Here is a 15,211-nt window from a genome sequence, read left to right as displayed (position 1 = left end):
CGGAAGGACTATTTGCGGGAGAACGGGGACAGGTGGGACACCATCTGGGCAAATACTTTCGGGTTGCCGGCGATGATGTCGCCCTTGTACAGGTAGTCGGATTCGCCGGCGAAGGTGCCCACGATGCCGCCGGCCTCGGTGATCAGCAGCGAGCCCGCAGCGGCGTCCCACGGCTTCAGCCCGCGTTCGAAGAAGCCGTCGAGCCTGCCGCAGGCGACATAGGCCAGGTCCAGCGCGGCCGCGCCGGGCCGGCGCAGGCCGGCGGTCTTCTCGGTCATGATCCTGAACATCTTCAGGTACTCGTCGATGGCTTCGAGATTGGAATACGGGAATCCGGTGCCGACCAGCGCATCGGCGAGCTTGTCGCGGCGGGTCACGCGGATGCGCTTTTCATTCAGGTAGGCGCCGGCGCCCTTGGACGCGGTGAACAGGTCGTTGCGGCTCGGGTCGTAGACGACCGCCTGGGTGATCTGGCCGCGGTGCTGCAGCGCGATCGATACGCAATATTGCGGGAAGCCATGGATGAAATTGGTGGTGCCGTCCAGCGGGTCGATGATCCAGACGTTCTCGTTGTCGTCATTCAGGTTGGCCGATGCGCCGGATTCTTCAGCCAGAATCGCATGGCCCGGGTACGCGTTCAGCAGAACCTCGATGATGGCCTGTTCCGCGGCCTGGTCGACCTCGGTGACGAAATCGTTGTGGTTCTTTTCAGTTACCTGGAGGCGGTCGAGGTCGAACGAGGCACGGTTGATGATCGCGGAAGCGCGCCGCGCGGCTTTGATCGCCGTGTTAATCATGGGATGCATAGAGGTTCCGTTAAAATGGCGTATCCGTTGAATGGCAATGGACCCGCAGGGAAATTAATTAATGAGCGATGCGGTCAGGTCGGCAGGGCTGCCAGCGTGGTGCCGCGGAATGGCGCTATTTTAAATGATGCAGTTGGAATCCAGTATGTCTCTTTTCCGCCGGGTGCGTTTTGTGCTGGTCGAGACCAGCCGTCCAGGCAATATCGGCGCCGCGGCGCGCGCAATGAAAACCATGGGCTTTTCCGAGCTCGTGCTGGTGCGGCCGCGTCACGCGCATGCGCTGGCGGACGAGGAAGCGGTGGCCTTTGCCAGCGGCGCCCAGGACATCCTGGCGGGCGCGGCGATCGTCGAGTCGATCGAGGAGGCGCTACGGGGCTGCAACTTTGCCGCCGCGGTCAGCGCCCGCCTGCGCGAATATTCGCCGCCGGTGCTGGCCCCGCGCGCGCTGGCCGCGCATCTCGCCGCGCATGAAGACGTGGACGCGGCGATCGTGTTCGGCAATGAACGCTTCGGCCTGCCGAACGAGATAGTCGAGCGCTGCAATGTGCTGATCAATATTCCGGCAAACCCGGCCTATTCCTCGCTCAACCTGGCGCAGGCCGTACAGGTGCTGGCCTACGAGTGCAGGCTGGCGGCGACCGGCGACATGCCGCCGGATGCAGGCATCGGCTTTCGCGGCATTTCCGCCGATGTCGCACAGGTCGACGGCATGTATGCGCACCTGGCGCAGGCGCTGGTGGCGCTCGGATTCCTGGACCCGGCCAACCCGAAAAAACTGATGCCGCGCATTAAGCGCATGTTCGCGCGCAGCGGGCTGGAAACCGAGGAAGTCAATATATTGCGTGGCATCGCGCGCCAGATCCTGGAGAAGGTGCCGGCAACGGCCGGCGCGGCAGTGGACACAGTGGAAGCGGCAGGAGCGGAAGAAGTGGACGAAGTGGCCGGAACGGCGGACGCGGATGGCAAAACGCCGCGCGGAGAGCGCGGCGCCTGATGCATGCCGGCCTGCGTCAGGCCGGCCAGCCTTGCAGGAACAACTCTAGTTCCAGGTCCGCAGCAGGCCGACGGCCACGCCTTCCAGCGCGAATTCGTCTCGGCCCGGCTGTACCTGTATCGGTTCGAAGTCCGGATTTTCAGGCAGCAGCTCGATCAGCGAGCCGACCTTGCGATAGCGCTTGACCGTCACATCGTCGCCCAGCCGCGCCACCACGATCTGCCCGTTCTTGGCCGAATCGGCTTTTTTCACGGCGAGCAGGTCGCCGTCCATGATGCCGGCGTCGCGCATCGACATGCCGCGCACCTTCAGCAGGAAGTCGGGGCGGCTGCGGAACAGCGACGGGTCCACCGTGTAATTGGCGGTCACGTGTTCCTGCGCGAGGATGGGCGAACCGGCGGCGACCATACCGAGCAGCGGCAGGTTCAGCTGCAGGATGCCTGCCGGGACCAGCGGCGCCGCCGGACGTGCGCCGGCCTTGTCATGCGCGCTGTCTGTCAGGCGGATACCGCGCGAGGTGCCGCGGGAAATTTCGATCACGCCCTTTCGCGCGAGCGCCTGCAAATGTTCTTCGGCCGCATTGGCGGAACGGAAACCGAGCGACTGCGCAATTTCGGCGCGGGTAGGAGGGAAGCCGGTGTTTTCAATGGCATCCCGGATCAGCCCGAGGATCTGTTCCTGGCGGGCGGTAAGTTTGAGCATGGAAGCACCTGGTAGTGGAAAGCGTTGCAGCGGAAATGTGTCGCGCTGTTCTTAAGAACAGCCTGTATTTTTATACAGTGGCGTTGTAAAAGCAAGCATGTACGCCTGCAATTCACTGATTTTGTTATGAAAAATGGCGGGAAACGGTGAAAGGCATTGAGCGGGAAGTGTTTTCACCGTATCATTGCGGGTTTTCCTCTTCCCACACTCGTCTTGACGCCGGGGTGGGCGATTCTTCAATCAGTCCAAAAGGAGTTTGCATGCGTCATTATGAAATCGTATTTATCGTCCATCCGGACCAAAGTGAGCAGGTTCCGGCGATGATCGAACGCTACAAGGGTATCGTTACGACCCGTGGCGGCGTCATCCACCGTGTGGAAGACTGGGGTCGTCGCCAGATGGCCTACATGATCCAGAAACTGGCCAAAGCGCATTACGTGTGCCTCAACATCGAGTGCGACAGCGAAACCCTGGCTGAAATCGAAACCGGCTTCAAGTTCAACGATGCCGTCCTCCGTCACCTGACCGTCAAGATGAAGCGCGCTGAAACCAGCCCGTCGCCAATGATGAAGGCAGTGCAGAAAGAAGACGCTGCAAAGACCCATCGCGCTGAAGCCAGCGCTGCCTAAGGCAGCCAGGCTTCAGGGAGCGTGAACCAGTTTCAATTTGTTGCAACGATTGCCGAGCGCGAAGTTCTGCGCTACACACCGGCCGGCATACCGATCGTCTCCGCCCGACTACTGCATGTTTCACAGCAGGTCGAGGCGAAACTGGACAGGAGGGTGGAGTTTGAAATCGCCGCGATTGCCGCTGGCGAGATTTCAGGAAGACTCCACGATGCCGACCTCGGCGGGACCTACCGGTTTTCCGGGTTCCTGTCGCGCAAGAGTCGCAACAGCAAAAGCCTCGTATTTCATGTGACCGATTTCGAGACAACCACACAACACTCAGATACAGATACAGGAGCCAAAAATGGCATTCGGTAAAAAATTCGACAAGAGCAAGCTCAAGGAAAAGCGCAAACAGCAGAACCCGCTGTTCAAGCGCAAGAAATTCTGCCGTTTCACCGCCGCCAAGGTCGAGCAGGTGGACTACAAGGACGTCGATACCCTGAAGGATTTTGTCCAGGAAAACGGCAAGATCATGCCGGCGCGCCTGACCGGCACCCGTGCCCACTACCAGCGTCAGGTCGATACTGCGATCAAGCGCGCACGCTATCTCGCGCTGCTGCCGTACACCGATCTGCACAACGCGTAAGACGACTGGAATAGGAGAAAAATATGCAAGTCATTCTGTTGGATAAAGTCGTCAATCTGGGCAACCTCGGCGACGTGGTTCGCGTCAAGGACGGTTACGCACGTAACTTCCTGATCCCTAACCGCATGGCACGCCGTGCAACCCAGGCCGCCGTGGCGGAATTCGAAGTCAAGCGCGCCGACCTGGAAAAAGCAGCTGCCGAGAAACTGGCTGCTGCCCAGGCGCAAGGCGAGAAGCTGAACGGCCTGACCGTCCAGATTTCGCAAAAAGCCGGCGTCGATGGCCGCCTGTTCGGTTCGGTCACCAATGCAGACGTTGCAGAAGCGCTGAGCAAGCAGGGCTTCCAGCTCGAGAAGTCGCAAGTCCGCATGCCGGCCGGTCCGATCAAGACCACCGGCGAGCATCCGATCAACGTTTCGCTGCACACGGACGTTACGGTTGAACTGACGGTTTCGGTCCAGGGCGAGCACGCCTGATCGACGCAGCCAGTCGTTGAAAAGCCGGGGATTCCCCGGCTTTTTTTATGCGTGCCTGGTTTTGATATCCGGTAACTCTGGCTAGGCTTGAGCTATCAGGTATTGCCTATCATCCGCCGCAGGAACATCTTGAACTGCGCCACTTCCTCGGGCGTGAAATCCCGCAGGTGATGATTCAGCGCATTGATCGCAACCAGCGTCATCTGGTCGGCGAGGGCGCGTCCCTTGTCGGTCAGGCTGACCTGCACCATCCGCCGGTCGGCATGGCTGCGCAGCCGCTGAATGAACGCTTTTTCCTCCAGCCGGTCCAGCGCCCGCGTCATTGCGCCGGTGTCGATGGACATTTCGCGGGCCAGGTCCGCGGCCGTGTCCGCGTGCCCGTGCAGCAGGCGCAGGAAAATCCCGAGCTGCGCATGGGTCATGTCGAATTCCGCGAGCGCCCGGTCAACCGTGGTGCTCAGTTGCCCGCCGGCGCGCTTCAACAGGTAGCCTATGCTTTCATCCGGGGTGTAGTTATCCAGGCGGTATGGTTCGCTCATAAAAGGCGGTAGGCTGATGGAGCAGCCAATGGTACCAGCCAGAATGCATTTATCAAGTCACGATCCCCGGGTGTGGTATTGGTGCGATTGTCGAACTCATGCTTGGATGGCAGTTGCCAGGTTCGAAAAGGTATAATGCGCGCCATGAATAGCCGTCCCGATCCGCAACTTGAATCCCTCCGCGTCCCGCCGCATTCCATAGAAGCAGAACAATCCGTGCTAGGCGGTTTGCTGCTTGACAATGCTGCCTGGGACCGGATTGCCGACTTCGTCAGCCAGGAAGATTTCTACCGCTACGATCACCGCATCATCTTTCAGCACATCGTCAAGCTGATCAACAACTCCCGTCCCGCCGACGTCATCACCGTGTACGAGGCGCTGAGTTCGCTGGGCAAGGCCGAGGAAGTCGGCGGACTGAGCTACCTGAATGCGCTGGCCCAGAACACGCCATCAGCTGCCAACATCCGGCGCTATGCCGAGATCGTGCGCGACCGCGGCGTGCTGCGCAAGCTCATTACCGTTGCCGACGAGATTTCCGGCGACGCGTTCAATCCGCAGGGCAAGGAAGTCAAGCAGATGCTGGACGAGGCGGAATCCAAGATCTTCGCCATTGCCGAGGAAGGCTCGCGCGGCGCGCAGGGTTTCCAGGAAATCCAGCCGCTGCTGACGCAAGTGGTCGAGCGCATCGACGAGCTGTACAACCGCGACAGCCAGAACGACATCACGGGCGTGCCGACCGGCTTCACCGACCTCGACCGCATGACCTCGGGCCTGCAGCCGGGCGACCTGGTCATCGTGGCAGGCCGTCCTTCGATGGGCAAGACCGCATTTTCGATCAACATCGGCGAAAACGTCGCCATCGACAGCGGGCTGCCGGTCGCGGTGTTCTCGATGGAGATGGGCGGCACGCAGCTGGCCATGCGTATGCTGGGTTCGGTCGGACGGCTGGACCAGCACCGGCTGCGCACCGGCCGCCTGGCCGACGAGGACTGGCCGCGGCTCACGCATGCGATCCAGAAGATGAATGACGCGCAGCTGTATATCGACGAGACGCCGGCGCTGAGTTCGATCGAACTGCGCGCCCGTTCGCGCCGGCTGTCGCGCCAGTGCGGCAAGCTCGGCCTGATCATCGTCGACTACCTGCAGCTGATGTCGGCGAATTCATCGGGCGAAAACCGCGCGACCGAAATCTCGGAAATTTCCCGTAACCTGAAGGGCCTGGCCAAGGAACTGAATTGCCCGGTGATCGCGCTGTCCCAGCTGAACCGTTCGCTGGAGCAGCGTCCCAACAAGCGGCCGGTGATGTCCGACCTGCGCGAGTCGGGCGCCATCGAGCAGGATGCCGACGTCATCCTGTTCATCTACCGCGACGAAGTCTACAACCCCGATTCGCAGGACAAGGGCACCGCCGAGATCATCATCGGCAAGCAGCGTAACGGCCCGATTGGCTCGGTGCGCCTGACCTTCCTCGGACAGTTCACCAAATTTGACAATTACACCGGCAATGCGCCGATGTACAGCAGCGAATAATCCATCGTTCGCCCTGACCATTTCGATATCCGCCTTACTCCAGAAAGACCGATCATGTTTGGACGCCTGATGCCCACCGAGGGCAAGTTTTTTGAACTCTTCAACCAGCATGCCGACCTGTGCGTGAAGGGGGCGCGCGAGATGGTCGCGCTGATGACCAATTTCGACGACCTGGAAAACCGGGTGCATGCGATCGAGGGCATCGAGAAGCAGGCCGACAAGGTCACGCACAATACGCTGGAGATGCTGCACAAGACCTTCATCACGCCGCTGGACCGCGACGACATCCACCAGCTGATTACCCGGATGGACGACATCCTCGACCTGCTCGAGGACGCGGCGCAGACCATCTCGCTGTATGACATCAAGGCCATCACGCCGGAAGCCAAGCGGCTGGCCGAACTGTGCCTGGCCTGCACCGAGAAAGTGAAGGCGGGCGTGTCGCTGCTGCATAACATGGACAATTCGCGCGAGATCCTGGCGATCTGCGAAGAAATCGACCGGCTGGAGTCGGACGCCGACCATGTGATGCGCGCGGCGATGTCCAAGCTGTTCCGTGACGAGCCCGACGTGCGCAACCTGATCAAGCTGAAGGCCATCTACGAGATCCTCGAGACCGTCACCGACCGCTGCGAGGATGTCGCCAACATCCTCGAAGGCATCATCGTCGAAAACGCCTGAGCAACGCCTGATGGCGGCGCAATGCCGCCGTCCCATCGCGGCTGCGGCGGCATCGCCGCGTCCGCGCTTCCACACCGACTCCAAGAACAACCATGCAAACATTACAGATCAGCATTTACGCACTCGCCTTCCTGGTTGCGCTGGCGCTGATATTCGATTTCATGAACGGCTTCCACGATGCCGCGAATGCGATCGCCACCGTGGTCTCGACCGGCGTGCTCAAGCCGCAGACCGCGGTGGCGATGGCGGCTACCTTCAACTTCGTGGCCATCCTGGTGTTCCAGCTGAAGGTGGCGACGACGGTCGGCAAGGGCACGATAGACCCGGCGGTGGTCGACCATTACGTGGTATTCGGCGCGCTGGTCGGCGCCATCGTCTGGAACCTGATCACCTGGTATTACGGCATCCCGTCGTCATCGTCCCATGCGCTGATCGGCGGCCTGGTCGGCGCCGCGGTGGCGAAGGCAGGCACCGGCTCGCTGATCGCCGGTGGGCTGCTGAAAACCATCGCCTTCATCGTGCTGTCGCCGCTGCTCGGCTTCATTTTCGGCTCCATCATGATGGTGCTGGTGTCCTGGGTCTTCGTGCGCTCGACGCCGCGCCGGGTCGACAAGTGGTTTCGCCGCGCGCAGCTGGTGTCGGCGTCGATGTACAGCCTCGGCCATGGCGGCAACGACGCGCAGAAAACCATGGGCATCATCTGGATGCTGCTGATCGCCGCCGGCTACTCGACCAGCGAGGAACACCTGCCGTGGTGGGTCGTGATCAGCTGCTATACCGCGATCAGCCTGGGCACGCTGTTCGGCGGCTGGCGCATCGTCAAGACCATGGGCCAGAAGATCACCAAGCTCAAGCCGGTGGGCGGCTTCTGCGCCGAGACCGGCGGCGCGATCACGCTGTTCCTGGCTACCGCGCTGGGCGTGCCGGTGTCGACCACGCACACGATCACCGGCGCCATCGTCGGCGTCGGCGCGTCGAAGAAGATGTCGGCGGTGCGCTGGGGCGTGGCCGGCAACATCGTCTGGGCCTGGGTGTTCACGATACCGGCTTCAGCCTTCATGGCCGCCATCGCCTGGTGGATAGGCACCAAGATCCTGTAATACCCGTCCAGGTTCACCGGGCGCGATGAACATCCGTAGGGTGTAATAAGCGCAAGCGCATTACACCCTACGCTGCGCACGGACGATGGTGTTTGAGCGGCCAGCGTTGTAATGCGCTGCGCTCGTTACACCCTACGAGCCACGCAGACGAATCGGGACCATCGATCTCATCCGGTACGCGATGGCTTGGGATGATTACAAGATTACAAGAGGCCGTCCTCAAAACGTGCACCATAAAAAAAGCCCCGCGTGTGCGGGGCTTTTGCTTGTGCGCCTGAAGTGCCTGCTACAGCACTTCGCTCGCATGGTCGGCCAGCCGGGAACGCTCGCCGCGCGCCAGCGTCACGTGACCGCCGTGCGACCAGCCCTTGAACCGGTCGACCACGTAGGTCAGGCCGCTCGATCCCTCGGTCAGGTAAGGCGTGTCGATCTGCGCGATATTGCCGAGGCAGACGATCTTGGTGCCGGGGCCGGCACGGGTCATCAGCGTCTTCATCTGCTTGGGCGTCAGGTTCTGCGCCTCGTCGATGATCAGGTACTTGTTGACGAAGGTGCGGCCGCGCATGAAGTTGAGCGACTTGATCTTGATGCGCGAACGGATCAGGTCCTGCGTCGCCGCGCGGCCCCATTCGCCGGCGTCGGTGTCGGACTTGTTGAGCACTTCGAGGTTGTCGTCGAACGCGCCCATCCATGGCGACATCTTTTCTTCCTCGGTGCCCGGCAGGAAGCCGATGTCCTCGCCCACCGGCACGGTCACGCGGGTGACGATGATCTCGTTATACGTCTTGGTTTCCAGCACCTGCGTGAGGCCGGCCGCCAGCGCCAGCAGCGTCTTGCCGGTGCCGGCCTGGCCCAGCAGCGAAACGAAGTCGCATTCCGGGTCCATCAGCAGGTTCAGCGCGAAGTTCTGCTCGCGGTTGCGGGCGGTGATGCCCCAGACGCTGTTCTTCGTATGGCTGTAGTCGCGCAGCGTGCGGATGACGGCGGTCTTGCCGTTGATCTGCGTGACGGTGCCATAGAACGAGGACTCGCCGCTGCTGGGCTCCATGAAGACGAACTGGTTCACCAGCATGCTCGGTACCAGCGGACCGGTCAGCCGGTAATAGGTGTAGCCGGTGCCGTTCTTGCTTTCCTGCCAGGACTCCATGCCCTTGCCATGCTTGTTCCAGAAGTCGTCCGGGAGCTGCAGGATGCCCGAGTACAGCAGGTCGGTGTCTTCCAGCACATGGTCGTTGAAATATTCCTCGGCCGGCAGGCCCATCGCACGCGCCTTGATGCGCATGTTGATGTCCTTGGACACCAGCACGATGGCGCGGCCCGGGTACTGATCCTCCAGCGCGCGCACGACGCCCAGGATCTGGTTGTCCGCCTTGCCGATGGGCAGGCCCTCGGGCAGCGTGATGTTCTGCAGTTTGGTCTGGAAGAACAGCCGGCCGCGCGCATCCTTGTTGCCGAGCTTGGCCAGCGGTATGCCGTTGTCGATCGCGCTGTCATCGATGTCAGCCACCAGCGCATCGAGCGAGCGCGATACCTGGCGCGCATTGCGCGCGACTTCCGACATGCCTTTCTTGTGATTGTCGAGTTCCTCCAGCGTCATCATGGGCAGGTAGACGTCATGTTCCTCGAAGCGGAACAGCGAACTCGGGTCGTGCATCAGCACGTTGGTGTCGAGGACGAACAGCTTGGAGCCGCCGGCCTTGTCGGCGGCGCGGCTCGCGCTCGACTTGACGCGGGTGTCGACCGCTTTGAGCACTTTCGAGCGCGGTTTCTCGGCGACGGTGTCGGCGGTCTTGCCGCGTGCCTGCGGCGACGGCTGCGGCGCGGCCGCCTCTACCGGGGCAGCGGCGGGGGCGGGCGCCGGCTCGAGCAATTTGATGGACGGCTTGACGGTCTTGCCTTTTTCCGCTTTCGGGTAATCGCCAGGTGCAAGTAATGTGGCCGGTTTTGCCGGCATTTTTGGAAGGGGCATCAGGACCTCAATCTAATATGTCCGCGGCGCGCGGCCTGGGCGGACGGTTGGCGAATAATGCAGGGCGGAACAATGGAAAAGCGGTGCTGCAGAATGCACAAAGCCGTTTGGAAAAGGAAACTTCCCTTTTCTTCAAACGGCCTGAGGCTGAGGTTTCTTTTAAGATTCAACGTGTCGAGCGAATTAATGGATAGCCTTCACGAATTCGAGCACTTCGTCTACATGCCCGGGCACTTTCACTCCACGCCATTCTTTCACTAATCGCCCGGAAGCGTCAATGATGAATGTGCTGCGATCAACACCGCGGACCGCCTTTCCGTACATGGTCTTGCTTCTGATCACGTTGAACAGATTGCACAGGCTTTCGTCCGGGTCGGAGATCAGCTGGAAGGGCATCGCCAGCTTGGCCCGGAAACTTTCGTGCGAGCGCAGGCTGTCGCGGCTGACGCCGACGATCTCGGTATTGGCCTGCTGGAATTCGGGATAAAGCTCGCGAAAGCGTATGCCCTCGGTGGTGCAGCCGGGCGTATTGTCCTTCGGATAGAAGTACAGCACGATATTCCTGCCGCGATAGTCCTGCAGCCGGAACGTCTGCTCGCTCGTCATTGCGGCGGAAAAATCGGGCACGATGTCATGCAGCGCAGGTGGGCTTTCTACCACAATGTTCTCCTGTTTGTTCGATCGGTGTTGCTGGCTACACAACCATAGAGCGGGAAGGCCGGCCGAACGTTCAACCGGCGCCTCGATCGATGATTTCAGCTGACGATCAGTTCGCCGGACCGTCCCGGCAGGACGCCCCACTGCATCGGCCGCACCGGAAGGCTGGCGCGGTCCAGGCTGCCGTTGTAGTCCGCCATCGAGCCCAGCCGGTAGCCCTGGGCCTTCCAGCCGGCCAGCAACTGGTCGAAGATGGGGGCGAGTTTCTGCCCTTCAAGTTCGGCATGCAGCGTATAGACATGATCGCGCCCATCCGCGGTCAGCCCGAGCAGGAAGTCGGCGATATTCGCCGGCGTGATGACGACCCCGGCGATCGTCCGGCCGAGCAGTTCGTCGAGCGTGGGCAGCGTGGTCGGCATCTGGATGCAGGACAGCGCCTTGCCGTTCACGCTCAGCCGGTGCGGGCCGATGCCCGGCTCGGCCAGGCCGCCGTCGTCGGTGAGCGCGGCGCGGCCGTCGGACGCGTAGCCGATGCCGAGCGCGTCGAGCTGGCTGAACGCATGCGCGTTCATCTGCCACCCGGCCGCGCCATGGGTGCGCGGCGCGACGCCGAAGATCTCGCTGAAGCGCTGGAAAGCCTGCTGCATCTGCCGTGCGGTCCAGTCGCTGCCGCGATGCCGGACATTGTCCTGCCAGACCACGTGGTCCCAGGTATGGATGCCGCATTCGAAGCCGGCGTCGCGCACCGCCCGCATTTCCGCCGCGCAGTCGCGGCCGATGTCGGGCGCGGGCAGCAGCACGCCGTACATCAGGGTTTTCAGGCCGTAATGCTCGAGCACCGAGGTGCGGGACACTTTCTGGAAGAAACCCGGCCGCAGCGCGCGCCGCAGCGCCCAGCCGGTGTGGTCCGGCCCGAGCGAGAACAGGAAGGTCGCGCCGGCGCCGTGCCGGGCCAGCATGCGCACCAGGCCGGGCACGCCCTCGCGCGTGCCCCGGTAGGTGTCGACATCGATTTTCAGGGTCAGCAGCGGCACGTCAGGCGTCCCGTCCTGCCAGGCCGGGCAGGCCCCGGACTTGTTCCGGGCCGAGCGGCCTGCCGTTTTCCAGCAGTTCGATGATGCGCAGCGCCTGGCCGTCGCCGCCTATGCCGAGCAGCTGGCCGTCGCGGAGCGCGAGGCCGGGCTGGCCGTCGAACCTGCCGGCGGCCATCCGGGCGCGGCCCAGCACCAGCGTGCGGCCGCCGACCACGGTCCAGGCGCCGGGATAGGGCGGCGCGACCGCGCGGTGCAGGTTGTAGATCTCGCGCGCCGGGCGCGTCCAGTCGATGCGGCCGTCTTCCGGCTTGCGTCCGCCGAAATAGCTGCCCTGCGACAGGTCGTTCGGCAGCCTGGGCGCGGTGCCGGCGATCAGGCCGGGCAAGGCCAGCCACAGCGTCTGCTCCGAGGCGACGGTCAGCTTGCCGAATACCTCGAACGCTGTGTCGTCGGGCAGGATGGGCACCATGGTCTGCCCGATGATGGCGCCGGCGTCCGGCTTGGCCGTCATTTCATGCAGGGTCGCGCCGGTTTCCGTCTCGCCGTGCAGCACCGCCCAGTTGACCGGCACGCGGCCGCGGTACCTGGGCAGCAGCGAACCGTGCAGGTTGTAGGCGCCGCGCGGCGCCAGCGCCAGCACGGCGGTCGGGAGCATGTGCCGGTAGTAGAAGCTGAAGATGAAATCCGGCTGCGCCGCGGCCACCTGCGCATGCAGTTCCGGCGTGGACGGGTCGTCCGGCGCAATCCACGGGATGCCCATCTCGTCGCACAGCGCCGCGACCGACTCGAACCAGATGGTCTCGGCCGGATTGTCGTGATGCGTGACGACCAGCGCGACGTCGATGCCGCGCGCGGCCAGCACCTTCAGGCAGCGCACGCCGACGTTGTGATAAGCAAATACGACCGCGCGCTTCATGGCTGGCGCGCGCCGATGTCGCGCACCGTGCGGCGCGCCGGCTCGTCCTGCAGGATGGTCTGCACCACGTAGCGCGGCCTGCCGCGCACCTGCTGGTAGATGCGGCCGACATATTCGCCGACCAGTCCGATGCCGAACAGGATCACGCCGAGCAGGAAGAAATTGATCGCGAACAGCGTGAACAGTCCCTCGACCTCGGCGCCTAGCAGGAAGCGGCGCAGCAGCAGCAGCGCGAACAGCAGCGCCGAGGCCAGCGACAGCAGGATGCCCAGCATCGAGAAAAACTGCAGCGGCACCAGCGAGAACCCGGTGATCAGGTCGAAATTCAGCCGCACCAGGCTGTAGAAAGAATACTTGGACTCGCCGGCCGCCCGCTCCTCGTGTTCGACGATGATCTCGGTCGGGTTGCGGGCGAAGGTGTAGGCCAGCGCCGGGATGAAGGTGTTGACTTCCTTGCACTGGTTGATCAGGTCGATGATGTTGCGGCCGTAGGCGCGCAGCATGTTGCCCTGGTCGGTCATCTTGATTTTCGTGATCCGCTCCCGCAGCCGGTTCATCAGCCGCGACGCATAGGTGCGCCAGGCCGAATCTTGGCGCTCGCGGCGGATCGAGCCGACGTAGTCGTAGCCTTCGCGGACCTTGGCGATCAGGTTGCCGATTTCCTCCGGCGGGTTCTGCAGGTCGGCGTCGAGCGTGATGACGATGTCGCCGCGGGTCGCCTCGAAGCCGGCAAGGATCGCCATGTGCTGGCCGTAATTCCCGTTGAACAGCACGACGCGGGTGACATCCGGCCGCAGCCGGAACTGGTCGGCCAGGATGGCGGCCGAGCGGTCGCGGCTGCCGTCGTTGACGAACAGCACTTCGTAGGACAGTCCGAGCGCATCGAGGGCGGGATAGAGGCGGCCAAACAGCTTCGCCAGGCCGGCTTCCTCGTTGTAGACGGGTATGACGACAGAGATTTCCGGTTTCATTTGATGCGGAATATTAGGTTAATGCGGATTTTACCGCGTCGACCACGCGATCGACATCGCTTTCCTGCATGGTGGCGAACAGCGGCAGCGAAACGATGCGGCGGCCGACCCGCTCGGCCACCGGGAACATGCCCTCGCCGAAGCCGCGCGCCCGGTACAGCGCCAGCAGGTGGATAGGCGGGTAATGGTAGCCGATGCCGATCTGCTGCTGCGCCATGCGTTCCATGAAGTCGGCGCGCGTGATGCGTTCCGGCAGCACCAGCTGGAACATGTGCCAGTTGCTGTTCTCGAAATCCGCGACCGGCAGCTGGGCGCCGTAGTCCGCCTCGAAACGCTCGCCGAACAGCGCGAAATAGCGGCGCGCCAGCAGGCGGCGGTGGGCGGTGACTTCCTCGAGATGCGCGAACTGGCCCAGGCCGATGGCCGCGGCGATGTCCGTCATGTTGAATTTGCCGCCGAGGACATCGACTTCCAGGCCGTCGTGGCCGCTGCGGGTCACGCCCTGCAGCCGGTATTTTTCCGCCAGCCGCGCTTCCTCGGGCGTGTTCAGCACCAGGCAGCCGCCCTCGGAGCTGGTGATGTTCTTGTTGGCCTGGAAGCTGAACGAGACCAGGTCGCCGAACGCGCCTATCCGTCTGCCATGCCAGCTCGAGCCTATCGCCTGTGCCGCATCCTCCACTACCCGCAGCTTGTGCCGCTGCGCGATGTCGTACAGCCGGTCCATGTCGACCGGCAGACCGGCCAGGTAGACCGGGATGATCGCCCGGGTGCGCGGCGTGATCGCGGCCTCCACGCGGTCGAGGTCGATGTTCCGGGTGACCGGGTCGATGTCGGCGAACACCGGCGTCGCGCCGACTTCCAGGATCACGTTGGCGGTGGCTACCCACGAGATCGGCGTGGTGATGACTTCATCGCCGGGGCCGATCCCGGCGATGCGCAGCGCGATTTCCATCGTGCAGGTGCCGGAGTTGAAGGTGCGCACCAGCCGGCCGCCGAAGTAAGCGGACAGCGCGGCTTCGAAGGCCTGCACTTTCGGGCCGGACGTGATCCAGCCGGAACGCAGCACGTCGCCGACCGCGGCGATGGTTTCCTCGTCGATGACGGGCTTGGCAAAGGGCAGGAAGGGCTGGGTCATGGTGATTGTGATGTTGGGGAGCAGGGCGGGTGGATGCGGGAAACCGGGACCGGCGTCGGGCGGGCGCGCCTCAGCTGCGCGCCAGCAGCGCCACGCCGACGATGATCACGCCGACCGCCAGCATCCGCTGGGCCGACATGGTCTCGCCGAGGAAATACCAGGCGCCAAACGCGTTGACGATGTAACCGAGCGACAGCAGCGGGTAGGCAATGGTCACATCGACCCGCGACAGGCCGATGATCCAGACCACCAGCGACACCACGTAGCAGGCCAGCCCACCCAGGATGGGCAATTGCGTGGCCAGCTTGATGGCGGTGGGCAGCAGGTGGCCGCTGTCGAGGTGGATGGCGCCGACCGCGTTGGTGCCGGCCTTCAGCAGCAGCTGGGCCAGCGCATTGAGCATGATGCCGGTGAAGATGAAGCCAAAGGTCGAAAGTGTCATCG

General features: G+C 63.0%; 18 protein-coding genes. 8 read left to right on the top strand and 10 right to left on the bottom strand.

The window, feature by feature from the left end; all coding sequences use genetic code 11:
• Positions 1-8: 8 nt before the first annotated feature.
• Complete coding sequence (locus QOL82_RS18625) at positions 9-806, bottom strand: inositol monophosphatase family protein (protein ID WP_283443804.1); 798 nt, start codon at positions 804-806, stop codon at positions 9-11.
• Positions 807-951: 145 nt separating this feature from the next.
• Here QOL82_RS18625 and QOL82_RS18620 point away from each other — a divergent pair, with 145 nt between their 5' ends.
• On the top strand, positions 952-1,800 hold the full coding sequence (locus QOL82_RS18620; RefSeq protein WP_430438512.1) for an RNA methyltransferase: 849 nt from the start codon (positions 952-954) through the stop codon (positions 1,798-1,800).
• Between the two features lie 45 nt (positions 1,801-1,845).
• On the opposite strand, the gene lexA is transcribed toward QOL82_RS18620, so the two are convergent.
• Positions 1,846-2,502, bottom strand: a complete 657-nt coding sequence (gene lexA, locus QOL82_RS18615; RefSeq protein WP_283443802.1) for a transcriptional repressor LexA — start codon at positions 2,500-2,502, stop codon at positions 1,846-1,848.
• Positions 2,503-2,762: 260 nt separating this feature from the next.
• On the opposite strand from lexA, the gene rpsF reads away from it, so the two are divergent.
• The 4 genes from rpsF to rplI are packed head-to-tail and all read left to right on the top strand — an operon-like array spanning position 2,763 to position 4,235.
• Positions 2,763-3,131, top strand: a complete 369-nt coding sequence (gene rpsF / locus QOL82_RS18610; RefSeq protein ID WP_283443801.1) for a 30S ribosomal protein S6 — start codon at positions 2,763-2,765, stop codon at positions 3,129-3,131.
• Between the two features lie 21 nt (positions 3,132-3,152).
• Positions 3,153-3,488: a primosomal replication protein N gene (gene priB, locus QOL82_RS18605; protein WP_283443800.1), complete on the top strand. Its 336-nt coding sequence runs from the start codon at positions 3,153-3,155 to the stop codon at positions 3,486-3,488.
• Positions 3,475-3,759: a 30S ribosomal protein S18 gene (gene rpsR / locus QOL82_RS18600; protein WP_194713504.1), complete on the top strand. Its 285-nt coding sequence runs from the start codon at positions 3,475-3,477 to the stop codon at positions 3,757-3,759. Before priB ends, rpsR begins: the two co-directional genes overlap by 14 nt.
• Positions 3,760-3,782: 23 nt before the next feature.
• A complete protein-coding gene (gene rplI / locus QOL82_RS18595; protein WP_283443799.1) occupies positions 3,783-4,235 on the top strand; it encodes a 50S ribosomal protein L9 in 453 nt (150 codons plus the stop codon).
• A 95-nt stretch (positions 4,236-4,330) separates the two neighbouring features.
• On the opposite strand, the gene QOL82_RS18590 is transcribed toward rplI, so the two are convergent.
• Positions 4,331-4,774 carry a MarR family winged helix-turn-helix transcriptional regulator gene (locus QOL82_RS18590; protein ID WP_283443798.1) on the bottom strand — a complete coding sequence of 148 codons (444 nt, stop codon included), beginning with the start codon at positions 4,772-4,774 and terminating at the stop codon, positions 4,331-4,333.
• Between the two features lie 135 nt (positions 4,775-4,909).
• On the opposite strand from QOL82_RS18590, the gene QOL82_RS18585 reads away from it, so the two are divergent.
• From QOL82_RS18585 to QOL82_RS18575, 3 genes are all read left to right on the top strand, one after another.
• Complete coding sequence (locus QOL82_RS18585) at positions 4,910-6,304, top strand: replicative DNA helicase (RefSeq protein ID WP_283443797.1); 1,395 nt, start codon at positions 4,910-4,912, stop codon at positions 6,302-6,304.
• 54 nt (positions 6,305-6,358) lie between these two features.
• The gene (locus QOL82_RS18580) at positions 6,359-6,985 is read left to right on the top strand and encodes a DUF47 domain-containing protein (RefSeq protein WP_283443796.1); all 627 of its coding nucleotides are present in this window, start codon (positions 6,359-6,361) and stop codon (positions 6,983-6,985) included.
• Positions 6,986-7,077: 92 nt separating this feature from the next.
• Positions 7,078-8,085, top strand: a complete 1,008-nt coding sequence (locus QOL82_RS18575; protein WP_283443795.1) for an inorganic phosphate transporter — start codon at positions 7,078-7,080, stop codon at positions 8,083-8,085.
• A gap of 286 nt (positions 8,086-8,371) precedes the next feature.
• On the opposite strand, the gene QOL82_RS18570 is transcribed toward QOL82_RS18575, so the two are convergent.
• From QOL82_RS18570 to QOL82_RS18540, 7 genes are all read right to left on the bottom strand, one after another.
• Complete coding sequence (locus QOL82_RS18570; RefSeq protein WP_283443794.1) at positions 8,372-10,054, bottom strand: PhoH family protein; 1,683 nt, start codon at positions 10,052-10,054, stop codon at positions 8,372-8,374.
• A 183-nt stretch (positions 10,055-10,237) separates the two neighbouring features.
• Positions 10,238-10,714 (bottom strand): peroxiredoxin, encoded by a 477-nt coding sequence (locus QOL82_RS18565; protein WP_283443793.1) that lies wholly within the window; start codon positions 10,712-10,714, stop codon positions 10,238-10,240.
• A 95-nt stretch (positions 10,715-10,809) separates the two neighbouring features.
• Positions 10,810-11,745 (bottom strand): polysaccharide deacetylase family protein, encoded by a 936-nt coding sequence (locus QOL82_RS18560; protein ID WP_283443792.1) that lies wholly within the window; start codon positions 11,743-11,745, stop codon positions 10,810-10,812.
• Between the two features lies 1 nt (position 11,746).
• Positions 11,747-12,661, bottom strand: coding sequence for a formyltransferase (locus QOL82_RS18555; protein ID WP_283443791.1), 915 nt, complete (start codon positions 12,659-12,661; stop codon positions 11,747-11,749).
• Positions 12,658-13,632, bottom strand: a complete 975-nt coding sequence (locus tag QOL82_RS18550) for a glycosyltransferase (protein WP_283443790.1) — start codon at positions 13,630-13,632, stop codon at positions 12,658-12,660. Before QOL82_RS18550 ends, QOL82_RS18555 begins: the two co-directional genes overlap by 4 nt.
• Positions 13,633-13,645: 13 nt before the next feature.
• Positions 13,646-14,767, bottom strand: coding sequence for a DegT/DnrJ/EryC1/StrS family aminotransferase (locus QOL82_RS18545; RefSeq protein ID WP_283443789.1), 1,122 nt, complete (start codon positions 14,765-14,767; stop codon positions 13,646-13,648).
• A 70-nt stretch (positions 14,768-14,837) separates the two neighbouring features.
• On the bottom strand, positions 14,838-15,209 hold the full coding sequence (locus tag QOL82_RS18540) for an EamA family transporter (RefSeq protein WP_283443788.1): 372 nt from the start codon (positions 15,207-15,209) through the stop codon (positions 14,838-14,840).
• Between the last annotated feature and the right edge of the window lie 2 nt (positions 15,210-15,211).

It is taken from the genome of Noviherbaspirillum suwonense (genome assembly GCF_900182955.1).
Classification (GTDB): Bacteria; Pseudomonadota; Gammaproteobacteria; order Burkholderiales; family Burkholderiaceae_D; genus Noviherbaspirillum_A; species Noviherbaspirillum_A suwonense.
This window is presented reverse-complemented; position numbering and strand designations above follow the sequence as displayed.